This window comes from Pseudomonas sp. 58(2021) (genome assembly GCF_017491585.1).
GTDB lineage: Bacteria > Pseudomonadota > Gammaproteobacteria > Pseudomonadales > Pseudomonadaceae > Aquipseudomonas > Aquipseudomonas fluorescens_BT.
Map to the genome: position 1 here is coordinate 1 of NZ_JAFGYZ010000008.1, position 24,276 is coordinate 24,276.

General features: G+C 60.1%; 27 protein-coding genes. 18 read left to right on the forward strand and 9 right to left on the reverse strand.

All coding sequences use genetic code 11. From position 1 onward, the window contains the following. Window positions 1-98 precede the first annotated feature (98 nt). The 7 genes from J5M72_RS10915 (at window position 99) to J5M72_RS10945 (ending at window position 7,576) form a co-directional block, all read left to right on the forward strand. Window positions 99-968 (forward strand): SDR family oxidoreductase, encoded by an 870-nt coding sequence (locus tag J5M72_RS10915; protein ID WP_207865453.1) that lies wholly within the window; start codon window positions 99-101, stop codon window positions 966-968. Window positions 969-971: 3 nt separating this feature from the next. Continuing rightward, window positions 972-2,588 (forward strand): geranyl-CoA carboxylase subunit beta, encoded by a 1,617-nt coding sequence (gene atuC, locus J5M72_RS10920; protein WP_207865454.1) that lies wholly within the window; start codon window positions 972-974, stop codon window positions 2,586-2,588. Between the two features lie 28 nt (window positions 2,589-2,616). Continuing rightward, the gene (atuD, locus tag J5M72_RS10925) at window positions 2,617-3,774 is read left to right on the forward strand and encodes a citronellyl-CoA dehydrogenase (protein ID WP_207865455.1); all 1,158 of its coding nucleotides are present in this window, start codon (window positions 2,617-2,619) and stop codon (window positions 3,772-3,774) included. After that, window positions 3,771-4,568: an enoyl-CoA hydratase-related protein gene (locus J5M72_RS10930; protein WP_207865456.1), complete on the forward strand. Its 798-nt coding sequence runs from the start codon at window positions 3,771-3,773 to the stop codon at window positions 4,566-4,568. Before atuD ends, J5M72_RS10930 begins: the two co-directional genes overlap by 4 nt. A 68-nt stretch (window positions 4,569-4,636) precedes the next feature. Next, window positions 4,637-6,598: an acetyl/propionyl/methylcrotonyl-CoA carboxylase subunit alpha gene (locus J5M72_RS10935; protein WP_207865457.1), complete on the forward strand. Its 1,962-nt coding sequence runs from the start codon at window positions 4,637-4,639 to the stop codon at window positions 6,596-6,598. Window positions 6,599-6,667: 69 nt separating this feature from the next. Then, window positions 6,668-7,210, forward strand: a complete 543-nt coding sequence (locus tag J5M72_RS10940; RefSeq protein WP_169431291.1) for an exonuclease domain-containing protein — start codon at window positions 6,668-6,670, stop codon at window positions 7,208-7,210. 81 nt (window positions 7,211-7,291) lie between these two features. Next, window positions 7,292-7,576, forward strand: coding sequence for a pyrimidine/purine nucleoside phosphorylase (locus J5M72_RS10945; RefSeq protein WP_007940055.1), 285 nt, complete (start codon window positions 7,292-7,294; stop codon window positions 7,574-7,576). A 71-nt stretch (window positions 7,577-7,647) separates the two neighbouring features. Here the strand turns inward: J5M72_RS10945 and J5M72_RS10950 are convergent, their stop codons facing one another. Next, the gene (locus J5M72_RS10950; RefSeq protein ID WP_169431292.1) at window positions 7,648-8,454 is read right to left on the reverse strand and encodes an MOSC domain-containing protein; all 807 of its coding nucleotides are present in this window, start codon (window positions 8,452-8,454) and stop codon (window positions 7,648-7,650) included. A gap of 90 nt (window positions 8,455-8,544) precedes the next feature. Beyond that, window positions 8,545-9,480, reverse strand: coding sequence for a chemotaxis protein CheV (locus J5M72_RS10955; protein ID WP_085710725.1), 936 nt, complete (start codon window positions 9,478-9,480; stop codon window positions 8,545-8,547). A 457-nt stretch (window positions 9,481-9,937) separates the two neighbouring features. Here J5M72_RS10955 and J5M72_RS10960 point away from each other — a divergent pair, with 457 nt between their 5' ends. From J5M72_RS10960 to J5M72_RS10970, 3 genes are all read left to right on the forward strand, one after another. Then, complete coding sequence (locus J5M72_RS10960) at window positions 9,938-10,408, forward strand: hypothetical protein (protein ID WP_207865458.1); 471 nt, start codon at window positions 9,938-9,940, stop codon at window positions 10,406-10,408. A 492-nt stretch (window positions 10,409-10,900) separates the two neighbouring features. Continuing rightward, window positions 10,901-11,794 carry a sensor histidine kinase gene (locus J5M72_RS10965; RefSeq protein WP_207865564.1) on the forward strand — a complete coding sequence of 298 codons (894 nt, stop codon included), beginning with the start codon at window positions 10,901-10,903 and terminating at the stop codon, window positions 11,792-11,794. Further along, a complete protein-coding gene (locus J5M72_RS10970) occupies window positions 11,791-12,450 on the forward strand; it encodes a response regulator transcription factor (RefSeq protein ID WP_096821098.1) in 660 nt (219 codons plus the stop codon). Before J5M72_RS10965 ends, J5M72_RS10970 begins: the two co-directional genes overlap by 4 nt. On the opposite strand, the gene yegS is transcribed toward J5M72_RS10970, so the two are convergent. Further along, window positions 12,434-13,351 (reverse strand): lipid kinase YegS, encoded by a 918-nt coding sequence (yegS, locus tag J5M72_RS10975; protein ID WP_207865459.1) that lies wholly within the window; start codon window positions 13,349-13,351, stop codon window positions 12,434-12,436. The two genes, J5M72_RS10970 and yegS, sit on opposite strands and share 17 nt — an antisense overlap. 316 nt (window positions 13,352-13,667) lie before the next feature. Between yegS and J5M72_RS10980 the strand changes: the two genes are divergently transcribed. After that, the gene (locus J5M72_RS10980) at window positions 13,668-13,976 is read left to right on the forward strand and encodes a hypothetical protein (protein WP_169431295.1); all 309 of its coding nucleotides are present in this window, start codon (window positions 13,668-13,670) and stop codon (window positions 13,974-13,976) included. A gap of 42 nt (window positions 13,977-14,018) precedes the next feature. Here the strand turns inward: J5M72_RS10980 and glp are convergent, their stop codons facing one another. Further along, window positions 14,019-15,245 (reverse strand): gephyrin-like molybdotransferase Glp, encoded by a 1,227-nt coding sequence (gene glp / locus J5M72_RS10985; protein WP_169431296.1) that lies wholly within the window; start codon window positions 15,243-15,245, stop codon window positions 14,019-14,021. Further along, window positions 15,229-15,768, reverse strand: a complete 540-nt coding sequence (gene moaB / locus J5M72_RS10990) for a molybdenum cofactor biosynthesis protein B (protein ID WP_207865460.1) — start codon at window positions 15,766-15,768, stop codon at window positions 15,229-15,231. Before moaB ends, glp begins: the two co-directional genes overlap by 17 nt. Window positions 15,769-15,849: 81 nt before the next feature. Between moaB and mobA the strand changes: the two genes are divergently transcribed. Both mobA and J5M72_RS11000 read left to right on the forward strand, forming a co-directional pair. After that, complete coding sequence (mobA, locus tag J5M72_RS10995; RefSeq protein WP_207865461.1) at window positions 15,850-16,452, forward strand: molybdenum cofactor guanylyltransferase MobA; 603 nt, start codon at window positions 15,850-15,852, stop codon at window positions 16,450-16,452. A 78-nt stretch (window positions 16,453-16,530) separates the two neighbouring features. Beyond that, on the forward strand, window positions 16,531-16,752 hold the full coding sequence (locus J5M72_RS11000) for a YgdI/YgdR family lipoprotein (RefSeq protein ID WP_085710733.1): 222 nt from the start codon (window positions 16,531-16,533) through the stop codon (window positions 16,750-16,752). A gap of 70 nt (window positions 16,753-16,822) precedes the next feature. Here the strand turns inward: J5M72_RS11000 and J5M72_RS11005 are convergent, their stop codons facing one another. The 3 genes from J5M72_RS11005 to J5M72_RS11015 form a co-directional block, all read right to left on the reverse strand. Next, window positions 16,823-17,716, reverse strand: coding sequence for a pseudouridine synthase (locus J5M72_RS11005; protein WP_207865462.1), 894 nt, complete (start codon window positions 17,714-17,716; stop codon window positions 16,823-16,825). A 67-nt stretch (window positions 17,717-17,783) separates the two neighbouring features. Beyond that, window positions 17,784-18,101 (reverse strand): transcriptional regulator, encoded by a 318-nt coding sequence (locus J5M72_RS11010; protein WP_085730606.1) that lies wholly within the window; start codon window positions 18,099-18,101, stop codon window positions 17,784-17,786. Window positions 18,102-18,256: 155 nt separating this feature from the next. Next, window positions 18,257-18,493 (reverse strand): glutaredoxin family protein, encoded by a 237-nt coding sequence (locus J5M72_RS11015; protein ID WP_169431300.1) that lies wholly within the window; start codon window positions 18,491-18,493, stop codon window positions 18,257-18,259. A 202-nt stretch (window positions 18,494-18,695) separates the two neighbouring features. On the opposite strand from J5M72_RS11015, the gene J5M72_RS11020 reads away from it, so the two are divergent. Further along, window positions 18,696-20,408 carry a monovalent cation:proton antiporter-2 (CPA2) family protein gene (locus tag J5M72_RS11020; protein ID WP_207865463.1) on the forward strand — a complete coding sequence of 571 codons (1,713 nt, stop codon included), beginning with the start codon at window positions 18,696-18,698 and terminating at the stop codon, window positions 20,406-20,408. Here the strand turns inward: J5M72_RS11020 and J5M72_RS11025 are convergent. Next, window positions 20,405-21,613 (reverse strand): ammonium transporter, encoded by a 1,209-nt coding sequence (locus J5M72_RS11025; RefSeq protein WP_207865464.1) that lies wholly within the window; start codon window positions 21,611-21,613, stop codon window positions 20,405-20,407. The two genes, J5M72_RS11020 and J5M72_RS11025, sit on opposite strands and share 4 nt — an antisense overlap. A 316-nt stretch (window positions 21,614-21,929) precedes the next feature. Between J5M72_RS11025 and J5M72_RS11030 the strand changes: the two genes are divergently transcribed. The 4 genes from J5M72_RS11030 (at window position 21,930) to J5M72_RS11045 (ending at window position 24,256) form a co-directional block, all read left to right on the forward strand. Then, window positions 21,930-22,244, forward strand: a complete 315-nt coding sequence (locus tag J5M72_RS11030; RefSeq protein WP_134827653.1) for a YqjD family protein — start codon at window positions 21,930-21,932, stop codon at window positions 22,242-22,244. 2 nt (window positions 22,245-22,246) lie between these two features. Continuing rightward, window positions 22,247-22,633: a phage holin family protein gene (locus J5M72_RS11035; protein ID WP_065257074.1), complete on the forward strand. Its 387-nt coding sequence runs from the start codon at window positions 22,247-22,249 to the stop codon at window positions 22,631-22,633. Beyond that, window positions 22,630-22,968: a hypothetical protein gene (locus tag J5M72_RS11040; protein WP_169431304.1), complete on the forward strand. Its 339-nt coding sequence runs from the start codon at window positions 22,630-22,632 to the stop codon at window positions 22,966-22,968. The genes J5M72_RS11035 and J5M72_RS11040 overlap by 4 nt, the downstream gene beginning before the upstream one ends. Before the next feature lie 124 nt (window positions 22,969-23,092). Then, window positions 23,093-24,256 carry an EAL domain-containing protein gene (locus J5M72_RS11045; RefSeq protein WP_207865465.1) on the forward strand — a complete coding sequence of 388 codons (1,164 nt, stop codon included), beginning with the start codon at window positions 23,093-23,095 and terminating at the stop codon, window positions 24,254-24,256. Window positions 24,257-24,276: the final 20 nt, after the last annotated feature.

The window sequence follows — 24,276 nt, forward strand, 5'->3', positions numbered from 1 at the left end:
TCGACCCGCAAGGCAAGGCTTTCGCCCAACAACTACTGGAAATCCAGATCCCGGTGCCGCAGAGCATCGCCGAACAGTTCGACTAGAGGATTGGCACCATGGCGTATGAATCGATTTTCAGGGCTGACCTGTTCAGCGGTCAGACCGTGATCGTCACCGGAGGCGGCAGCGGCATCGGGCGATGCACCGCCCATGAACTGGCCGCGCTCGGAGCTACCGTGGTGCTGGTCGGACGCAAACCGGAAAAGCTGCAAGCCGTTGCCGCCGAAATTGCAGAGGACGGTGGTCGTGCGCACTGGAAAGCGTGTGATATCCGCGATGAAGAAGCCGTGAAGGCACTGGTCAGCGAACTGATCCGCGAACACGGGCCGATCCACGGGCTGGTCAACAATGCCGGCGGCCAGTACCCGTCGCCCCTGGCCTCGATCAATCAGAAAGGCTTCGAAACCGTGCTGCGCACCAATCTGGTCGGCGGTTTCCTGATGGCCCGGGAAGTGTTCAATCAGTCGATGAGCAAACACGGCGGCAACATCGTCAACATGCTCGCCGACATGTGGGGCGGCATGCCCGGCATGGGCCACTCCGGCGCCGCCCGTTCGGGCATGGACAACTTCACCAAAACGGCGGCGTTCGAATGGGGTTACGCCGGTGTCCGGGTGAATGCGGTGGCACCGGGCTGGATCGCTTCCAGCGGCATGGACACTTACGAAGGCGCGTTCAAGGCCGTGATCCCGACCTTGCGCGAACACGTGCCGCTCAAGCGCATCGGCACGGAATCGGAGGTCAGCGCGGCGATCGTGTTTCTGCTCAGCCCGGCTGCCGCGTTCGTCAGCGGCAGCACCTTGCGCATCGACGGCGCCGCCAGCCTGGGCAGTCGCGCCTGGCCGCTGCACAAGGCGACCCACAGCGAATCGTTCAACGGTTTTCACCGGGCCTATATACCGGATGTCTTGAAGGACAAGGAGTAAGCCATGCCGGTCATTCAATCCCAGCTCGATCCGCACAGCGAAGCCTTCGCCCGCAACCGCGCAGCGATGCTCGCCGCCATCGAGCAAGTCCAGCAGCTGGAACAGAACCTGCTGAACAAGGCTGCCGAAGCCAAGCCCAAATTCGACAAACGCGGACAATTGCTGCCCCGTGAGCGTCTGAATCTGTTGCTCGACCCGGGCGCGCCATTCCTCGAACTGGCGAGCCTGGCCGGCTACAAACTCCACGACGACAAGGACGGCAGCTCGGCCGGTGGCGGCTTGATCGCCGGCATTGGTTACGTGTCCGGCGTGCGCGCCTTGATCGTGGCGAACAACAGCGCAATCAAGGGCGGGACGATTTCCCCGTCGGGCCTGAAAAAATCCCTGCGCCTGCAACAGATCGCCCAGGAAAACAAACTGCCGGTCATCACCCTCGCCGAAAGCGGCGGCGCCAACCTCAATTATGCGGCGGAGATTTTCGTCGAAGGTGCGCGCAGTTTTGCCAATCAGGCGCGCATGTCCGCCATGGGTTTGCCGCAGATCACCGTGGTGCACGGCTCGGCCACCGCTGGCGGTGCCTATCAGCCGGGGCTGTCGGATTACGTGGTGGTGGTGCGCGGCAAGGCCAAGCTGTTTCTCGCAGGTCCCCCATTGCTAAAAGCAGCGACCGGTGAAGTTGCCACGGACGAAGAACTGGGCGGCGCCGAGATGCACGCGCAAGTCGCCGGCACCGCCGAATACCTGGCCGAAAACGATGCCGACGGCGTGCGTCAGGTGCGGGAAATCGTCAGTCTGCTGAACTGGAACGAGCAAATACCATGGCTGCCTGAGCCGCAATTCAAGGAACCGTTGTACCCCATCGACGAGCTGCTCGGCCTGATCCCGGACGACCCGAAAAAACCTTACGACGTGCGCGAAATCATTGCACGGATCGCCGACGAATCGCGCTTCCTGGAGTTCAAGGGCGAGTTCGATCAACAGACCGTTTGCGGCCACCTGAAAATTCAGGGCCGCGCCTGCGGTTTCATCGGCAACAACGGCCCGATCACGCCCAACGGCGCGAGCAAGGCCGCGCAGTTCCTTCAGCTGTGCGACCAGAGCCAGACGCCGCTGCTGTTTTTCCATAACACCACCGGGTTCATGGTCGGCACCGAATCGGAACAGCACGGCGTGATCAAGCACGGCTCGAAACTGATCCAGGCCGTGGCCAATGCGCGGGTGCCGAAACTGACCATTGTGGTCGGCGGCTCCTATGGCGCGGGCAACTACGCAATGTGCGGACGCGGGCTTGATCCGCGCTTCATTTTCGCCTGGCCCAACAGCCGTACCGCCGTGATGGGTGGCGCCCAGGCCGGCAAGGTGTTGCGTATCGTCACCGAAGCCAAGCAGTTGAAGGACGGCCTGGCGCCCGACCCGAAAATGCTCGACATGCTGGAGCAGGTCACCGCACAGAAACTCGACAGCCAGTCCACCGCCCTCTATGGCAGCGCCAACCTGTGGGACGACGGTCTGATCGATCCACGCGACACCCGCACCCTGCTCGGTTACTTGCTGGACATCTGCCACGAAGCCGGCATCCGCACGTTGCAACCCAACAGCTTCGGCGTCAGCCGGTTCTGATCGCCACGGACTCAAGGAGAACAATAAAATGATCTTCACCCCGGAACACGAAGCCCTGCGCCGTACCGTCCGCCAGTTCGTCGAGCACGAGATCAACCCCCACGTCGATGAATGGGAAAAGGCCGGACGTTTTCCGATCCACGAGATTTTCCGCAAGGCCGGCGACCTCGGCCTGTTGGGGATTTCCAAGCCGGAGAAATTCGGCGGCATGGGCCTGGATTACAGCTATTCGATCGTCGCGGCCGAAGAGTTCGGCACCATCCATTGCGGCGGCATTCCGATGTCGATCGGCGTGCAGACCGACATGTGCACTCCCGCCCTCGCCCGCTTCGGTTCCGATGAGTTGCGCGAGGAATTCCTGCGCCCGGCGATCACCGGTGAACAGGTCGGTTGCATCGGCGTGTCGGAAGTCGGTGCTGGTTCAGATGTCGCCGGGCTCAAGACCACCGCACGCAAGGACGGCGACGACTATGTGATCAACGGCAGCAAGATGTGGATCACCAACTCGCCGAGCGCCGACTTCATCTGTCTGCTGGCCAACACCTCGGACGACAAACCGCACGTCAACAAATCGCTGATCATGGTGCCGATGAACACACCGGGCATCAGCCTCAGTTCGCACCTCGACAAGCTCGGCATGCGCAGCTCGGAAACCGCCCAGGTGTTTTTCGACAACGTGCGCGTGCCCCAGCGCAATCGCATCGGCCATGAAGGCGCCGGGTTCATGATGCAAATGCTGCAATTCCAGGAAGAACGCCTGTTCGGCGCGGCCAACATGATCAAGGGACTGGAATATTGCATCGACAGCACCATCGAGTACTGCAAGGAACGCAAGACCTTCGGCAACGCGCTGATCGACAATCAGGTGATCCACTTCCGCCTCGCCGAATTGCAGACCGAAATCGAATGCCTGCGAGCGCTGGTCTATCAGGCCACCGAGCAATACGTGAAAGGCCAGGATGTCACCCGACTGGCCTCGATGGCCAAACTCAAGGCCGGGCGCCTCGGCCGCGAAGTCAGCGACAGTTGCCTGCAATACTGGGGCGGCATGGGCTTCATGTGGGACAACCCGGTGGCCCGCGCCTACCGCGACGTGCGGCTGGTATCGATTGGCGGGGGCGCCGACGAAATCATGCTCGGGATCATCTGCAAACTGATGGGCATCCTGCCGGGGAAAAAGAAATGACCACCCTGCCCGCTTGCCAGACGCTGTTGCTGGAACCCCATAACGGCGTGCTGCACGTCACCCTCAATCGCCCGGAAAACCGCAACGCCATGAGCCTGCAGATGGTCGCCGAGCTGCGATCGATTTTCGCCGCCGTGCGCGATGACCGCAGCGTGCGCGCGTTGGTGCTCAGCGGCGCCGGCGGGCATTTCTGTGCCGGTGGCGACATCAAGGACATGGCCAACGCCCGCGCTCAGGGCAGCGATGCCTATCGCGAGTTGAACCGTGCCTTCGGGTCGATGCTGGAAGAAGCCCAGCACGCGCCACAAGTGTTGATCACCGTGCTGCAGGGCGCGGTGCTCGGGGGCGGTTTCGGACTGGCGTGCGTGAGCGATATCGCGATGGCCGATCATCAGGCGCAATTCGGCCTGCCGGAAACCAGTCTCGGTCTGTTGCCGGCACAGATCGCGCCGTTTGTAGTGCAACGCATCGGCCTCACCGAAGCCCGGCGCCTGGCGCTGACCGCTGCACGATTCGACGGTCATCAGGCACGGCGTCTGGGGCTGGTGCATTTTGTCGAAGAGGATCCACAGGCGTTGGCCGAGCGGCTGGACGAGGTGTTGCAGCATGTCCTGTGCTGTGCTCCCGAAGCGAATGCCACCACCAAGAAACTCTTGCTGGCCAGCGCCGGCCAGCCATCGAACGAATTGCTGGATGAAGCGGCGCAGTGGTTCAGCGAAGCGGTGACCGGTGCCGAAGGCATAGAAGGCACGATGGCGTTCGTGCAAAAGCGCAAACCCGGATGGAGCACCTGACTCTGTGGGAGCGGGCTTGCCCGCGATGAGGCCCTTCAATCCACCGCCAACATTCAGGAAAAACCACCATGCCCGTCATCCACAAAATCCTGATCGCCAACCGCGGTGAAATCGCCTGCCGCATCCAGCGCACCGCCCAGGCTCTGGGCTATCGCACGGTTGCGGTGTTCAGCGACGCCGACGCCAATGCGCTGCATGTCCAAATGGCGGATGAGGCGGTGAACATCGGCCCGGCGTCCGTGCAGCAGTCCTACCTGAACATCCCGGCCATCCTCGACGCCGCCCGGCGCAGCGGTGCCGACGCGATCCATCCCGGTTATGGCTTCCTCTCGGAAAACGCCGAATTCGCCCGTGCCTGCGAACAGGCCGGCCTGACGTTCATCGGCCCCAGCGTCGAAGCCATCGAACTGATGGGCAGCAAACGCCAGTCGAAAATCGCCATGCTCGCCGCCGGTGTGCCGTGCATCGCCGGCTATCAGGGCGCCGAGCAGGATGACGCAACGCTGACCCGCGAAGCCGAACGCATCGGTTACCCGTTGATGATCAAGGCCAGCGCCGGCGGTGGCGGGCGCGGCATGCGTCTGGTGCACAGCGCCGAGGAACTGCCGGCGCAGTTGCGCACGGCCCGCTCGGAAGCCTTGAACGGCTTCGGCAGCGACGAACTGATTCTCGAACAGGCGCTGATCGAACCGCGTCACGTCGAGGTGCAGTTGTTCGGCGACCACCACGGCAACCTGATCTACCTCGGCGAGCGCGACTGTTCGATTCAGCGCCGCCACCAGAAAGTGATCGAAGAAGCGCCTTGTCCGGTGATGACCGAAAAACTGCGTCAGGCGATGGGCGAAGCGGCGCTCAAGGCCGGGCGTGCGGTGAACTATGTCGGCGCCGGCACCGTGGAGTTTTTGCTTGATGCCGATGGCCGGTTCTACTTTCTGGAGATGAACACCCGGTTGCAGGTCGAGCACCCGGTGACTGAATTGATTACCGGGCTGGATCTGGTGGTTTGGCAACTGTCGGTCGCCGAAGGCCAGCCGCTGCCGCTGACCCAAGCGCAGGTGAAGCTCGATGGCCATGCCATGGAAGTGCGCCTCTATGCCGAAGATCCGGCCCAGGATTTTCTGCCGCAGACCGGGCGTGTCGAAGTCTGGGCGCCGGCACTGGATCGCGGTGCGCGGATTGATCACGGCCTGATCGAAGGGCAGTCGATCTCACCGTTCTACGACCCGTTGCTCGGCAAACTGATCGCCCACGGCGCAACCCGCGAAGAAGCCCGGCGCAAATTGCTGCGCGCGGTACAGGACAGCGTGTTGCTGGGTGTGCAGAGCAATCAGCGACTGCTGGCCAGTCTGTTGCAGCATCCGCAGTTCATCAGCGGCGAATTCGGCACCGGGTTTATCCCGCAGCATTTCGCCGACCATCCTTGTCTGCATCCCCATAAACCGAGTGCCGAAGAACTCGCGGTTGCAGCGTTGCTGTTTTATCAATCCTGCGCCGGGGCGCATCGTTCCCCCTTGGCCGGTTGGCGCAACAATGCCGGGGCGCCATTGCACTATCGGCTGGGTCTCGACGATCAGGCGTGGAGTGTGCAATTGCTCGTCGCCCCGGATGGCATCGTTCGGGTTCAAGTGGCTGAACGAGCCTTCGAACTGAAGCTCATCGAATACAGCGAACGCTCGATATCCCTGGAAATCGAAGGCCTGCGCCAGCGCCACGCCTATCGCCTGCACGACGACCAGCTCTGGCTGTTCACCCGCCCCGGCAGCCTGCGCCTGGTGGATCGAACTCATGCGGTGATCGACAGTCAGACCAGCGTCAGCTCCGGCACCTTGAAAGCTCCGATGGATGGCGCAATCATCGACGTGCTTGTCAGCGAAGGCAGCCCGGTCAGCAAAGGTCAGTTGCTGGTGGTGCTGGAGGCGATGAAAATGGAGCACCCGCTCAAGGCCGGCATCGACGGCGTGCTCAAGCGGGTGCAGGTCAAGGTCGGCGATCAGGTCAAAAATCGTCAGGTTCTGTTGCAGGTCGAGTGAGTGGTCAAACGCATCCGCAAGGTTTGACTACGCTCTGACTATCAGGACGCGGAAATCAGGAACCCTGCGATGCCCCATTGGCTGGTCATTGATCTGGAAGCCACCACCGATGAGGGTGGCTGGCCGGTTACGGAAATGGAAATCATCGAGATCGGCGCCACCCTGGTGGATCGCGCCGGTCGCGAGCAGGACCACTTTCAGCGCTTCGTCAAACCGGTGCGTCGGCCCCTGCTGACGCCGTTCTGTCGCGAACTCACCCACATCACCCAGGCCAATATCGACGCCGCGCAACCGCTGACCGAAGTCTGGCCGGCGTTCGAGCGCTGGCTCGGTCAGCACCAGACTCGTCTTGAAGGCTGGGCCAGTTGGGGCGACTACGACCGCAGGCAATTGCTTCAGGAATGGCAGCGCCTGCAACTCGACAGTGCGCTGAACCGTGTGCCGCACATGAACCTCAAACAGCGTTTTGCCAAGGCCCGACGCCTCGAACGGCCGCTGGGCCTCAATGGCGCGCTGCAACTGGCGGGTATGCAGTTCACCGGTCAGCAGCACCGGGCGCTGGAAGATGCGCGCAATACCGCACGATTATTACCGCTGGTGCTGCCGCTCTAGCGCAGGTGACGGCGCCATGAGCCTTGTGCATACTGGCCGACCTTTTTGACCCTTTTAAGCCCTTTTCGAGAGGAATCGCCCATGTTTAAAGTCAACGAGTACTTCGACGGCACCGTCAAGTCGATCGCTTTCGGCACTGCTGAAGGCCCTGCGACCATCGGCGTCATGGCCCCGGGCGAATACGAATTCGGCACCAGTCAGCGTGAAATCATGCACGTGGTTTCGGGTGCACTGACCGTCAAACTGCCGGACAGCAGCGACTGGGAAACTTTCGCCGCCGGCAGCCAGTTCAACGTGCCAGCCAACAGCAAGTTCCAGCTGAAAGTGGCCGTCGACACCGCTTACCTGTGCGAATACCGCGGCTGAGATCCCGGTTTTCTTCGGCCATGAAAAATGCCCGTGTCCAAGGACACGGGCATTTTTCGTTTCGGGGCAGATTACTCGAGGATTTCCACAGGCATGCCGACTTCGAGTCGGCCATTGCTGTCATTGACCAGGTTTTGACCGAACATTGCACCGTCGGCCTGGGCGCGGGTCTTCTGCAGCGTCGCCAGTGGCTCGCGATCGGCGCTGCGCTCGCCTGTCTGCGGGTCGATGGTGGTGAGAATGCAGCGTGAACACGACTTGACAACGCGGAACTCGACATCACCGATGCGAATGCGCTTCCAGCCATCCTCGGCGTACGCCTCGCTGCCCTCGATCACCAGATTCGGCCGGAACCGCAGCATTTCCAGCGGACGTCCGACTTCCTGCGACAAATGCTGCAGCGATGCCTCGCCAATCAGCAGCAGCGGGAAACCGTCGGCGAAGGCCACCTGGTCGTCATCGTTGCCATATCCGGCCTGAGTCGTCCGGGCGCGGTCCAGCGGCACTTGCACCAGCCGGGTCGGTTTGCCAATGAACTCGCTGACCCAACGGGCTGCTTCTTCGCCGGCATCCGGCACACGCAGGGTGTCGCGCCAGATGGTCACGCCGCGCAGTTCGGCTTCGTTGCCAGGCAGCGCGATATCAATCGCCGAATGCCCCGGCGCCTCGAGGTTCAGGCCACCGTCGGCATTCCACAGCGCCGACAATTGGCTCATCTTCGCTTCGGCACGCTGAGTCAGGAACCGCCCGCTGGCCTCATCTACCAGCATCCAGCGTCGGTCGCCCTCAAGCCCCAGTTTATCCAGGCCAATCCCTTGCAGGACCTCGCCCTTGGCGGATTTCAACGGGTAACGATAAAGCGCGCTCAGACGCAGCATGGCCAGCTCCCTGGTGGGTGAAAAACGCCACCCTATATGAGCTTTGTCGCCGAATCAAAGTCTGACGCCGGATCAGCCTCGACAAGTTGATCAGGCCGGTACTTCGTCGAGCATCAGACGCTGGCGCACCACATCGACCAGTTTGTCCGGCTGGAACTTGGAGAGGAAGTTGTCGCAACCGACCTTCTTCACCATCGAATCGTTGAAGCTGCCGGACAGCGAGGTATGCAGCACCACATACAGGCCACGCAGACGCGGGTCGTTGCGGATTTCGGTGGTCAGGCGATAGCCGTCCATTTCCGGCATTTCCGCGTCGGTGAAGATCATCAACAGCTTGTCAGTCATGTTGACCCCTGTATCCGCCCACGCCTTGAGCATGTTCAGGGCTTTCAGACCGTCACTGGCAATGTGCATTTTCACGCCCAACTGGCCGAGGGTGTCGCGCAGTTGCGACAGGGCCACATTGGAGTCGTCCACCAACAGCACCTCACGACCGCGAGCCCGCTCCAGAACCGGGTCTTCGAGCTTGTCGCGGGACACCTTGGCGTTATAGGGAACGATTTCAGCGAGGACTTTCTCGACGTCGATGATTTCCACCAGTTGATCGTCGACCTTGCTGATGGCGGTCAGGTAGTGCTGTCGGCCGGCACTGGTCGGTGGCGGCAGGATGGCTTCCCAGTTCATGTTGACGATGCGATCCACGCCACCGACGAGGAACGCCTGCACCGAGCGGTTGTACTCGGTGACGATGATCGTGCTGTTGGGGCCCGGCACCAGAGGACGCATGCCGATGGCCTGCGACAGGTCGATCACCGGCAGGGTCTGACCGCGCAGGTTGACCACACCGCAGACAAACGGATGACGCTGGGGCATCAGGGTCAGCTTGGGCAGTTGCAGGACTTCCTGGACCTTGAACACGTTGATCGCGAACAATTGGCGCCCGGCCAGTCGAAACATGAGAATTTCCAGGCGATTCTCACCCACCAGTTGCGTGCGTTGGTCTACCGTATCGAGAATGCCGGCCATCAAATGACTCCTGGGGCTTGTACTGGTGAATTCATTAAAGAGGGTTATCGGCTGACTCCAGCCGATCTTGATCCCCATACAAATCACCTACAAAATGCCATGAGGAAGCATTGATGTCACATTAACATCATGCTTTACTGGCCCCGTGACTTCATCTGCTACATTCTCTGCGGCGCGACCACGGTTTGCGCGGCAGGTTCCCGTGCCTAAGGGATTCCCCTAGGAACAATCAGGCCCAACCTGATGTTCGCAATATCCAATAGCCATTAATGTGACGCCATTCTCATTGCATGAACGGAGTCAGGCTTTTGTGTGCGATCGCAGGTCAGTGGAACCCTCTCCTCTCGAAACCCCCGGCACCAGCCTCCTCGGCACTGCAGGGCGCGATCTCACGACGGTTCATGATCGTCGACACACACGACATTCGCTCATCAGACATGACGTTGTGGAGATAAGCATGCCGAACGACCGTAAAGAGTGGGCACAGCGGTTCCCCGAATTTCTCGTCGAGGCTGAAATGCTCCTGGCCAAGTCCGAAGAGTGCCTGAGTCACTTGCAACTGATCAGCAATGACAGGGACGCCATTGACTGCATGCTCAGCACCCTCCTCAAGCTGGCGAACAAGGCCGATGCCCTGGCGCTGGAGGCGGTCTCCGAATTCTCTCTGCACCTGCATGGCCTGCTCAGCCAGGCACAGGACCATGTCGACCTGCATGCCGAGGCCCTGGATGCCCTGAAGGACTGCTTCACCTTGATGGCCTGGCAGCTTGAATTGATCGACCCGAGCACCGGCCAGTTGAGCCTGGACGACAGCGAGCAGACGTCCCTCATCGAAGCGTTCGCCTTTCAGGTCGGACAGAGCCAGTTTCAGCCACCACTCAAAGGCAAACCCCTGTCCCTCGTGTCTTACTCGGAGCGACAAGCTTAAACGCGAGCACCTGGCGTCCTTTGCAACACCGTTAGTTTGAAGCATCGAATGTCGCAATTGATTAACTCATGCCTGCCCGCGACACCTCCAAACAAATAATCATGTTTCACACATCCAGACTCACCACCACTGAAGTCAGGGTTTACCCGTGTATGAAAAATGAAAACTTCGGATTACATGGATAATTATCGGGTTCGGCAAATCAACTTTTTCCATTATGGAACTCGCGTCCAACATGGCGTATTTCCTGACTCTTCGGACATATAGGGTGAACGCGACCAACGGTATGTTAAGTGGTATTATGCCGCCCGTTAGTTGCTTTCACTTAATGGCACAGTGACTTCAATGACCGGTCTGCAGCAAAGTTGGCAGTCAATTACCGATCACTGAACCTTGTTGAATCAACAGCCTGAACCACAGTATTTTCAGACAGAGACCGCCAGTCACTCAGACCGGTCTGCCCGCAGCGAACATCCATTGGCTCCATCCGCTATGTACGCCAGCCTCAAGTCAATCATCACATGGCCTCCCTCCCGAGAAAACGCACGCCGGTTCACGCTCATGCTCTGCATTGGCGCGGCGGCCGGCAGCCTGTTGACTTATGGCTTGGCCGCACCGGTGTCGATTGGTTTGCTGCTGATCAATGTCGCAGCCGCAGGTTGCGTCTGGATACAGCATCGCCTGTCGCGAAAATCGATCAAGTTCCAGCCCCAGGAGCTGGCCGACCGCTTGCTCGAAGTGCAGGAAAACGAACGTCATCGTCTCAGTCGCGAACTGCATGACGACATCGGTCAGCTGCTGACCGCCGCCAAACTGCAGAGCGAATGGCTCAGGCGACGCCTGCCGGACGATCTCCAGGAACAGTGCTCGGCACTCTGTGACACCCTTGAGGAAACCCTCGACAAAGTCCGCGACGTTTCGGCCATTCTCAACCCGCGGCAACTGACCAGCCTCGGCCTGGAAGCCAGCCTGCGCGCGCACTTGCTCAAGACCCTGGCCAATACCTCGATTCACTGGAGTCTCGACTGCCAGCAGCGACTCAATGGCATTCCTGAAGAAATGGCGGTCGCGGCCTTTCGAATCACTCAGGAAGCGGTGACCAACATCCTGCGTCATGCGCAGGCCAAAAACCTGCTGATCCGTGTACAGCGTCTTCACCAAGGCCTGAGCCTGCTGATCAGCGATGACGGTCTGGGTTTTGCCCCGGCTGCCGATCCCGGTCGTGAAGGGCAACGAGGGATGGCCGGGATGGCCGAAAGAATCGAGCAACTGGGCGGCACCCTGAACGTGACGAGCGAGCCGGACAAAGGCACTCAAATCGAAGCACTATTCCCCTGGGCGCCAAGGGCACTCGAGCGGGCCAGTACGAATAAGGTTATGCGTTGACTTGTAACTTACTTCTGGTGGATGACCACTCGCTGATCAGAGCCGGCGTGCGCGCTCTGGTGCTGGATATTCCGGGCTATGCGGTAATCGGCGAGGCCAATGACGGCTCGCAGTTGCTTGAAATGGTCGAGCAACTGAATCCCGATATCGTCCTTCTGGACATTTCCATGAAAGAAACCGGCGGCCTCGAAGCCTTGCAGCGGCTCAGACGAGTCCGCCCGCACAGCAAAGTGCTGATCCTTTCGATGCATACCGACCCTGCCCTGATCATGCAGGCGCTGGAGTCCGGTGCCCATGGCTATCTGCTCAAGGACACCACCGCCACCGAACTGGAGCATGCACTGGAAGCGCTGCGCAACAACGAACGCTACCTGAGCCCCGCCATCGCCCACACGGTGATCAATCAGGCGCTGACCCGCAACCAGAAGCTGCAACCGGAAGTCGCCGACTCGCATAACCTCACGGCCCGCCAACTGGAAATTTTGCGCCTGATCGTGCGCGGCAAGTCCACACGCGAGATCGCCAATGGCCTGGGCCTGAGCATCAAGACCGTGGAAACCCACCGCTCGCAAATCATGAAACGCCTGCAGATCTACGACGTGGCAGGACTGGTGCTGTTTGCCGTGCGGGAACAGATCATCAGCCTGGACGACTGACCCGCCGCGTACCGCTCAACAGCGGTGAGTTCTCCGGCAAATGCATACGCAACGCCGCCGGGCGCGCGGCAAACCGCAGATTGTCACCTTCCAGCGGCTCGCCATCGAGATTGATGCAGAGCCCTTCGGCGGCCTTGATTTCAACCCAGGGCAAACGCGCGCGCACAAACATGTTGTCGATGCCGAAACCGTCGCTGAGCAGGCTTTTCAGTGTCCCGACCAACTCCTGCGGTGCCGGCAGGATACTGATATCCAGCAGACCATCGTTCACCAGCGCCTCCGGACACAAGACATGCCCTCCCCCCGCCTGGCGACCGTTACCGATGCCCAGCGCGAGCATTTCACCGCTCCAGTGGAAGCCCGGTCCCTGTAATTCGCCATAGGCGGTACGCAGTTCACTGAATCGCGACAGTCCCGTAAACAGATAGGCCGCGCCCCCCAGCACTTTTTTCAGATCCTCCGAGGTGTTGGCAGTGACCTGGCTGCCAAATCCACCGGTGGCCATGTTCAGGAATATCTGCCCGCCCACTTCGCCAAGATCGATGTCACTTGGAGGTCTATCGAGCAACTCGAGCGCTTCGGCCGGCTCCAGAGGAATACCGGCCGCGTGGGAAAAATCGTTGGCGGTTCCCAGCGGCAACAACACCAGACTGGCCTTGTGTGAATGAGCCGCCAACGCCTCGGCGATATCGCGCAAAGTGCCATCACCGCCGCCGGCGATGATCTGCCTGTATCCGGCCGCCAGCGCTTCTTCCACCAGACGCTGGGCATCACCGGCCTCCCAGGTCAGACGTACCGCCAATTCCCAGCCCTGCTTGCGTTTGTGTTCAACGGCGGCGCGAACCGCTTCGTTAAGTGCCTGCTTGCCATGCAGAATCAGCAATGCCCTGCGCTCATCCATCTTGGCCACTCCCGTTATTAAATCAGTTCGGGACATCTTGACCTTCACAGCACGTAAAAGAGCCGCCGCAATCCCAAGTATTTCCAGCGGCGCGGCTTACTCGTCCTACAAGGCGGTATTTTTTCGTACGAAATGTAAGGAATCGGCTCAATTGACCCGTCCTGACCATTCGTACACTGTGGTTCTGAGGCAGTAATCTTTAACCCGATAACACACAAGGACGTGCAGGTAATGAGTCAAAACATCACCCGGACTTTAGATCATTCGAGAAGCAGTTTCTGCCGGCAGAAACTCATGGCGGCAGGCGGAATTTTCCATGCACAGTCATGAAGCAAGAATGACAGCAAGTCCGGTTGCCCCCCTCTCCGGCAGTCGCGCCTGCCATCAATCCGAATTCAAGAGCAGCGCCAAAAACACTGGAGAAAAAATCATGGACCCTCGTGTCACCGAGCTGGAAACCCACCTCAAATATATCCGCCGTGACATGGACGAAGTAAAAGGAGACGTCAAAGCCATCAAACACCGTCTCGCCTACTCTGCGGGCGCCACAGCAGTGGTCCTTGGATTGTTGGGCTGGGTTGCCAATAGCCGCTTCGACCAGCTCGTGACACTGATCAGCCGATGACTTACAGAAATGCAGGCCCCCGCCGGGCCTGCATTTCAATGTTCAGCCGAGAAGGTCACTCAGAGGAATAAAGGGCACCATCTCTCCCTGGATCAGGGTGCGCCCCTCCTGCACTTCTACCAACCCATCAGCCCAGGCGGCGCTACGCAGAACACCTGAACTCTGGTTTCGGTAGATGGTTGCGTGCCCCTGTTCCATGCGTCCCCGCAGGAACTCACGCCGATTGCCGGCCTGGGGCCAGACGAATCCAGCCGGTACTGGAAACTTGAGAGGTTCTACATCCTGCACACCCTGGCGACGCAGCAGATAGGGCTTGGTCAACAGCGCAAAGGTCACCAGGGTGGATGCCGGATTACCAGGCAGGCCGATGACCGGAACACTTCGAAAGTGACCGACAGTCAAAGGTTTCCCGGGTTTGATTGCCAGCTTCCAGAGTGTCAGCTCTCCCTCTTCCCTCAGCGCAACGCCAAGGAAATCCGCTTCCCCAACCGATACGCCTCCGGTCGACAGAATCAGATCGGCCTCCTTGAGCTCCCCAAGACGTGCGCGGGTGGTGGGCAAGTCATCCGGAAGAATCCCGGCATCCAGCACTTCACAGCCCAATCGCTGCAGCCAGCTGCACAGCACCACCCGGTTGCTGTTGTAAATCTGCCCCGGACCCAGTGCCGTTCCCGGTTCGACCAGCTCATCACCAGTGGACAATACTGCCACGCGGATCTTGCGGACCACATCAAGGCCGGCGCAGCCCAAAGACGCCGCCAGCCCCTGCTCGATCGGACCGAGACGGGTTCCGGCAGACAGGATCAACTCGCCGACGGTGGTTTCCTGTCCCTGCGGACGGATATTCTGACCGGACACCATGGGCTCGATAAACCGCACTCGTCCGTCGGACTCGATCACGGCGTTTTCCTGCATCTCGACGCAATCGGCGCCCGGCGGAACGGGTGCCCCTGTAAAGATACGGGCACAGGTGCCCGGCTCCAGCGGTTCAGGCGCCTGACCGGCAAAAATCTTCTGACTGACAGGCATCGTCTCACCGGTCCGGTCGGCCAGGTTCAGGGCATAACCGTCCATGGCACTGTTGGGCCATGGCGGCAGATCCAGTGTCGAAACCAGATCCTGTGCCAGCACCCGGCCCTCGACCTGCGCCAGTGGCAGATACTCGGATTCGACAATCCGCGAGGCGTCCGCCATTTCCAGCAGACGCGCCAATGCTTCCTCGACCGGCATCAGGCTGCCGGTCTTGCCAGGCTTACCCGCGGGATTCACAGGGAGCCGCCTGTTTCAGATGAGGGACGAAATTGCACGGGCGGTGCCGTGAATCCAGTTGCTCGGCCAGGATGCCGTCCCATCCGGTGCGTACCGCATTGGTCGAGCCCGGCAGGCAGCAGACCAGCGTACCGTTGGCCAGCCCCGCCAATGCCCGCGATTGCACAGTGGAAGTGCCGATATCGGCCACCGAAATCTGACGGAACAGCTCACCAAAACCATCGACTTGTTTGTCGAGCAGGCATGCAACGGCTTCCGGCGTGCTGTCTCGACCGGTAAACCCGGTGCCTCCAGTGATCAGCACCACTTGCACAACGTCTTCGGCGATCCAATGGGCGACTTGTGCACGGATTTTGTAGAGGTCATCTTTGAGCAATACCCGCTCAGCCAGGTTATGGCCGGCAGCGGTCAAACGGTCGACGAACATCTGGCCGGAGGTATCGGTTTCCAGCGTACGGGTGTCACTGACTGTGAGTACCGCGATATTGAGCGGTGCGAAAGGTACATCAGCCTTGGCTTTCATAGGCTCGTCCAGTTGTAGGGGAAACAGCCCGGTGTTATATCACAGCGCTCCATTTTTTCGCCGAACCTGCGGAGAGTCGCCATGACTTCGAATACGCTATTGCCACCCTGCTCCGTCCTCTTGCTGGCCGGCGGGCGCGGCCAGCGCATGGGCGGCCAGGACAAGGGACTCGTCGAGTGGCAGGGCGAACCGCTGATCGCTCATCTGCAGCGCAAGGTACGCCCCATGACGGATGACCTGATCATCTCCTGCAACCGCAATCATGAACGTTACGCATCTTTCGCAGATCAACTGGTGAGCGATGACGTGGAGGACTTTCCGGGGCCGCTGGCCGGTATTCGCGCAGGTTTGCGCGCTGCCCGCCACACCCACTTGCTGGTCCTGCCTTGTGATGTACCGCGAATCGACCTCCCCTTGCTCCAGGAAATGCGCGAGACCGCCAGCCTGCACCCTGAAAATCCGTTGATGCTGCGTCATGATGACCACTGGGAACCCTTGCTTTGCGTCATCCCGGTGGCGCTGCTGCCAGCGTTCGAAGACGCCTGGCACGAAGGAGAACGCAGCCCGGGTCGGCTCATGCGTAGCCTTGGCGCCCAGGCTCTGATCTGCCCGGACAACGACCCGCGACTGGCCAATCTCAATACCCCGGAACTGTTAAGCTCTCATAACACTGTGTCAGACTGACCGCATTCAAGGAACTCTCACGCCTTGCATACGTCTACAAGTTCAGTAACCAAAAGAATTCCCTTCGGAGACAAACACATGACTCAACGGACTCTCGCCACTTTCATGCTCGCACTGGGCCTGGCCACCCTCGCCGGTTGCGCTTCGCCAACGGTGATCACCTTGAATGACGGTCGCGAAATCCAGGCCGTCGACTCGCCTAAATACGACAAGGATTCGGGCTTCTACGAGTTCGAGCAACTGGACGGCAAGCAGACTCGCATCAACAAGGATCAGGTTCGCACCGTTAAAGAGCTGTAAGCGCCCCCTGACACGAAAAAGCCCGCATGATGCGGGCTTTTTCGTGGGCGGTAGAATGTTGCTCTACAGATCACCAGTCCAGAGTGATCCGGCTTTCAAATTCACGTACCTGTCCCGTCACCGGATCGATGAACCGCAAACCCTGCGCCAGAAGCTTGAGTGGTTTTGAGTAGTCATCCTCAACGTCCTTGAGCACCTCGGGATAGAACGGATCATTGCAGATGCTCGCGCCCAGCGCCGTCATATGCACCCGCAACTGATGTTTTTTTCCGGTCACTGGAAACAGGCCATAGCGCCAGAGCTCGCCGTTGCGTTCCCGAACCTCCACTGCAGTCTCGGTATTACTGACGCCCGGAACCTCCTGCATGCGGAAAAAAGGCTCTCCATCAACCAGCCGGCTTTTGTGCACCAAAGGAAAGTCCAGTCCCGGAAGCGCGGCTGCAATCGCCTCATAACGCTTTTCGATTTGCCGTGTCGGGAACAATGACTGATAGGCCGAACGACTCTGGGGATTGGCCGAGAAAATCACCAAACCGGCGGTGTGCCGGTCAATTCGGTGCAGCGGCACCAGATGCGGATTGTCCAGACGGCGAATCAACCTGCGCAGTAACGTCTGCTCCACATATTCACCCGCCGGAGTCACGGGGAGAAAGTGCGGCTTGTCCGCCACGACCAGATGCTCGTCCGCATACAGAATCGACTCGATCACCGGAATCGGTTTTTCATCCGGGACTTCACGAAAATAGTGGATACGCATGCCTTCTTTGTAGGGCAAGTCCACTGCTATCGGTTGCCCCTGACCGTCCAGTACACGCCCCCGGGCAATCCTGTCGAGCCATTGCTCACGCCCGATGGCACTGAAATGATCGCAGAGACAATCGAACACCGTCCGCCAGTCACCGGGGGGCAGATAAAGCGTGCTGGCCTGATTCTGTGCGGCGGAAAATGTTGGTGCGCTGGACATACGGAAAACTCGAACCCTCAAAACAGAGCGGCATTATCCAGCACAGCACACGACGGGCCTAGCGGAATCAGGCAGGGATCGACTTGAGGGCCGCCGCTTCAGTGAATTCCTTCAACCAGCGCAGCACATCGACGGCCTCCCAGCGACCCGGGTCATACAACGCGTACAGCAATCCCTGATAGCCGACCACATCCAGTTGCTTGTGGTAGCCGGCGCGCTGAAACAACGCCTCGATCTCGGCAAAGCAGGTATTGAAATGGAGCTTGTTGAACGGCGTCTTGCCTTCCGTGACCAGACCGTCCAGACGCAACTCGTGGACCGCCTCGCGCACCACGTCGACCGACATCCGGTTCACGCTGCTTTTCAACTGTTCGACATTGACCACGATTCATCCCTCTGGCGTACCGACTGCCCTGCACATTGCCCAGAGAGGACACAGCATGACCAGCCACACTCAATTACTGTATGCGCATACAGTAACCGAATAATCCGGCCAGTGCCAAGGATGGATGATCGCCGCGATGAATGGGCGCAAGAGGATCAACGCAGGAATGCCACCACCTGATCGGCGCTGAATGGCCACCCCAGTTCCGCGCCGGTATCGGTTCGTCGCAGAACCGGAATTCGCAGACTGTAGGCCTCGAACCAGGACTCATCCTCAGCGATGTCCACCAGTTCCACCAGCAGGCCATGCTCGACAAATGGCATCAACTCGGCTTCGGCGACTTCACACAGATGGCACCCCAGGGTGCCGAACAACTGGCATTCAGGAAGCATGTGCGCTGTATCCAGAAATTTGAGTGGTCATTCTAGGCCCGACCCGCAAACCCGTCGAGCGATCGGAAGCTTCAAACCTTCGAGCAGAATCATCCTCGTAAAACCCTGACGCAAATCAGCCCGGGAAAAGGCGAATTGCATGATGCTCCAGTGTTTTTTGCCTCTACGCTTGTTTAGCTCGCCACCATTGCCGGAGTGTCTTGTGTTCGCCAACCTGTTGATCATTCTCGCCTCGTCCCTGGTAGTGATTGCCCTGTTCCGACGCCTGCGTCTGCCGCCAGTGCTGGGATATCTGTGTGTGGGATTGATGGTCGGCCCGCAGGCGTTCGACTGGATCAACGAAAGCGAGCATCTGCCTGACCTTGCCGAACTGGGTGTGGTGTTTCTGTTGTTTTCCCTGGGACTGGAATTCTCCCTGTCGAAAATGATTGCCCTGCGCCAGGTGGTGTTTCGCCTGGGCAGTCAGCAAGTACTGATCAGCACGGCCTTGCTGGGAGGCGTGCTGATGCTGCTGGGCATGCCCTTCACGCCGGCGTTGTTACTTGGCGCGGGCCTTTCGTTGTCATCAACGGCCATCGTCACCAAGGAACTGGGCAGCCTCGGAGAAATCTTCAGCAGCCACGGCCAGAACGCAGTGGGCGTCCTGTTGTTTCAGGATGTGGTGGCCGTGTTGTTGCTGACACTGGTGCCCGTATTTGCCGGAAGCAGCGATCAGGCCTGGTATTGGGCATTACCCCTGACACTGATCAAGACCGTGGTGCTGTTTTTCGGTTTGCTGCTGGCCAGTCGCTGGCTGTTGCCGCGCTTGTTCCAGGAAGTGGCGGCATCACGTTCGGCCGAGCTGTTTGTGCTGTTGGCGCTGGTGATCGTATTGCTCACGGCATGGCTGACTCACCTACTCGGTCTGTCGCCAGCCCTCGGCGCGTTTCTCGCCGGCATGCTGCTGGGGGAGAGTCATTACCGGCACCAGATCGAAGCCGATCTCCGGCCGTTCCGCGACATCCTGCTCGGCCTGTTCTTCGTCAGCATCGGCATGCTGATCGACCTGCAACTGTTCGCCAGCCACAGTCTGCTGATTCTCGCCATGACTCTGGGTCTGCTGGTGATCAAGGGCTCAGTGGTGGCGCTGCTGGTGAAATGGCGTGGCAACGACAATGAAACCGCCTGGCGCAGCGGCCTGGCACTGGCTCAGGGAGGCGAGTTCTGTTTCGCCCTGATGGCGCAGATGCAGCAGAATCAACTGATGCCCGCCGACCTCGGTGCCCTTCTGCTGGCCGCGACATTTTGCTCGATGCTGCTGACGCCGCTGATGCTCCGCGCTGCACCGCGCATCGCCGCCGCACTGCACCGCAAACCCAATCAGGAAGCACAGATCGAGGAAATCAGCGCCCTTAATGCCGGCCTCGACCAGCATGTGGTGATCTGCGGTTACGGCCGTGTCGGTCAGTCGATCGGACGCTTCATGCGCAATGCCGGGCAGCCTTATGTCGCGCTGGACAATGACCCGGTGCGCATACAGGAAGCGGCAACCGTCGAACGCGACGTGCATTACGGCGATTCCTCCCGCGCCGACCTGCTGACCGCGGTCGGCTTGCTCCGCGCCAGATTGCTGGTGATTGCCGTGGATCAGAGCGATGTCGCCTTGCGGGTGCTCAAGGAAGCCCGGCGACTCAACCCGAAAGTGCCGATTCTGGTACGCACCCGCGATGACAGCCAGTGGGCCGAACTGAAAGCCGCCGGCGCCAGCGAAGTGGTGCCGGAGTTGTTGGAATCAAGCCTGATGCTTGCCTCTCATGCCTTGATTCTGCTTGGTCTGCCGGCACACCAGGTGCAGGAGAAAGTCGATCGGGTGCGCATCGACCGCTATCGCCTGCTGCATGGTTTTTACCCGGGTGCCGAAGATGAAGAGACCTAGTCCTGGCTCACCGCGCCGATCTTGTGCAGCGAAAGATCAGCGCCGTAATACTCCTGCTCCTGGCTGAGGCGCAGACCATGCATCGCCTTGATCGAACCATACACGGCGAAACCGCCGACCAGCGCGACCAGCACGCCCAACGCCGTGCCGATCAACTGGCTGATCAGGCTGACGCCGCCAAGCCCGCCCAACGCGGTCGAGCCGAAGATCCCGCAGGCGATGCCACCCCACACGCCACACAAGCCGTGCAACGGCCAGACACCCAGCACGTCGTCGATCCGCCATTTGACCTGCGCTGCCGTGAAGCACCAGACAAACAGGGCGCCAGCAATCACACCGGTCACCAGCGCGCCCACCGGATGCATCAGGTCAGAGCCGGCACACACCGCCACGAGACCGGCCAACGGGCCGTTGTGCAGAAAGCCCGGGTCATTGCGCCCGACGATCAGCGCCGCCACCGTGCCGCCCACCATCGCCATCAACGAATTGACCGCCACCAGCCCGCTGACGCCTTGCAGGGTTTGCGCGCTCATCACGTTGAAGCCGAACCAGCCGACAATCAGGATCCACGAGCCCAGCGCCAGAAACGGAATGCTCGAAGGCGCGAAGGCCACCAACCGGCCATCGCGATAGCGGCCGTTGCGCGGGCCCAGCAACAGCACCGCCGCCAGCGCCAGCCAGCCGCCCATGGCGTGAACCACCACGGAGCCGGCGAAATCATGAAACGCGGCGCCGAATCGCGGGGCCAGCCAGGCTTGCAGACCATAGTTGCCGTTCCAGATCATCCCCTCGAAAAACGGATAGATGAATGCAACGATCAGCGCCGTCGCGCACAACTGCGGAACGAACCGTGCCCGCTCGGCAATGCCGCCGGAAATGATTGCCGGAATCGCCGCTGCGAACGTCAGCAGGAAGAAAAACTTCACCAACCCGTAACCATGATCGGCGCTGAGCACCGCCGCCGGTTGCAGGAACGTCACCCCGTACGAAATCCAATAGCCTATAAAGAAATAGGCCAGCGTCGACACTGCGAAGTCGCTGAGAATCTTCGACAGGGCGTTGACCTGATTCTTCTGTCGAACCGTTCCGACCTCCAGAAAGGCGAAACCGGCGTGCATGGCCAGCACCATGACCGCGCCGATAAGAATGAACAACGTGTTGGAACTGTGAACGAGCGTATCCACCGCGCTTTGCAGATTTTCCATGAAGAGGCAGACCCAAGGCTGAAAAAGGCACCAAATCGGTTCATGCAGACATTTCATGCACCAAGTTGCGACCGCGCAGTCACGAACCCAAGGGGCCGCTGAACCGCTTTGGCGCACGAGGTCGATGTCCTGAGCTGAACCCGTATCATCCGGGCTATGATTTCCCGGTGTCGCGCCCGGCAACAGCGCACTGATGCCGTATGACGCACCACGACACAGCAAAAGATGTACCAGTCATTTGTACTGAACCTTCACGCAAGGCTCATACTCGAAAGTTTCAGAAGCCGCTTCAGACCGCCACTTACGGAGATCCCCAATGGCCAGCACCAAGGCAAAGACTGCTCAAGAAATCCTGATGAACGACTTCCAGACCCTGGTCAGCGACACCGAACGGTTGCTGGAACACACCGCCACGCTGGCCGGTGACCAGGCTGATGAGTTGCGTGAACAGATCCATGAAAGTCTGCTGCGCGCGCGGGAAACCCTGAAGCTGACCGAAGACACCCTGCGCCAGCGTGGACAGGCTGCGGTCACCGCCACTGAAGATTACGTGTCGGCCAATCCATGGCAATCGGTGGGCATCGCCGCCGGGGTAGGCTTTCTGATCGGCCTGCTGGCCACGCGGCGCTGATCATGTCGATCGGTGAATCGGGCCCGACTGCGGGCACTGCCTCTTCCACACGGCGCCTGGGTGCAGCCGTACTCGGTCTATTGCACAGTCACGTCGAATTGTTCGGCATCGAGCTGCAGGAACAGAAGGCACGAACCGTCAGCCTGTTGCTGTTCGCCGGCCTCGCGCTGGTGTTTGCACTGCTGTTGCTGGTGGGCCTGTCGACCCTCGTCCTGATCGTGTTCTGGGACACGTATCGACTTGCCGCCATCATCGGCCTGTGTGTGTTCTACACCCTGGCGGCGATCTTCTGCGGGCTGCGTCTGAAGGCTGCGATCTTCGATGAATCCTCGCCCTTCCACGGCACCCTGGAAGAGCTGGCCAACGACCGGGAGCGCCTGCTGCCATGAGCCTGCCTGAACTTCCGCACAACAGCTCACGCCGGGAAATGCGCAAGGCCCTGATCCGCCTGCGCATGGAAATGCATCGTCAGGAAATCCGCCACGAAACCGGCCAGGTGCTGCAGCCCTTGCATCGCATGCGTGGCATGACGCAAAACCTGCAGGACGGTTTCGGCATCAAGCACGCGCCTTTATGGGGCGTGGCGGCGGTGACGCTGCTGGGCTTTCTCACCGGCAAGGGTGCGAAAAGCGGTGGCGTCGGCGGTCTGAGTCGGTTGATCCGCCTCGGCACCAGCCTTGCGCCGCTGATCAAACTGGTGATGCAGAACTCGGGCAAACGCTGAGCTCCACATCTGGCTGCATTCTTGCACTGCTGGCGGGATTGAATCTCTTCACACGGAGATTCAATCCCGTTCGCCTTTCTGGCGGGCAGGACTCGACCAGAACAACAATGACCAAGGAGGCCCCGTGATCGACGGGCAACCGCTCGCCTGCTTTCAGCCTTTCATCGATACCGCTACCGGACGCATTGCAGGCGTCGAGGCACTGGGTCGATTGCGCCAGACGCAGGGGCAACTGACATCGGTCGGGCCGCTGTTCGCCGACCCGCGAACCCCCGCTACCGCTTTGCGCCGCCTTGACCGGCAGATTCGTGACAATGCGTTGAGCCGATTTCACGAAGCACCGCCGGACTGGTTTCTCAGCCTCAACATGTCACCGCGCTGGATCAGCCGCTTGCGCGCAGACCAGGCGCTGCCCAGTCTCAAACAACTCGCCCGGCATGGCGTCGATCCGCAGCGGATTGTCTTCGAGATCACCGAGCTGGGCGGCAACAGTCAGCGCCTGTCCGAAGTGGTCGCGCGCTATCGGGATGCCGGGGCGCGGATCGCTATCGACGATTTCGGCGCCGGGTATTCACAGCTCGATCGCGTGCTGGCGTTGCAGCCGGACATCCTCAAGCTCGACATGCGTCTGTTTCAGGCCGCAGCTCTCGGCGGACCCAGCAGCGATGTGGTCAAGGCACTGGCGCAGATGGCGGAAAAGACCGGTTGCCGGATCATCGCCGAAGGCGTGGAGACCGCAGCGCAGCTGAATTTCGCGCTGGAATGTGGTTCACGCTACGTGCAGGGTTTTCTGTTCGCCCGGGCACAGGAGGCATTTTTCGCGACGGACGCTTTCGTCCAGCGCTTCGCCGAACTGCGCCAGGCCTATGTAAAGCAAAAACTCGTCGAACGCGGCAAGTTGATGACCATGCGTCAACAGCTCAGCGAATTGATGACGATCCTGCAGACCTGGGCCCAGACCCATGCACCGCTCAGTGCGTTGCCGCAACTGGATGCCTTTCCGTGGTTGCTGCGGTTTTATCAGTGCGATCGCCAGGGCACGCAACTGACACCGAATCTGGAATGGCGCCAAAGTGGTTGGGTCGCCGACAACCGTTATCTGGGCCACAACTGGTCCTGGCGCCCCTACTTCTACCATCTTCTGGCCGAAGGCTGGGAAGAACGCCGGCTGACGCTTTCCAACACCTACCGCGATGCCACCAGCAACCAGTACTGCCTGACCGCCGGACAGTTTTTCGACAATGGCGAGCGCCTGCTGTTGATCGACATCGACGCCGCCGGGTTGTAGTTGCGCTTGCAGACACTCGC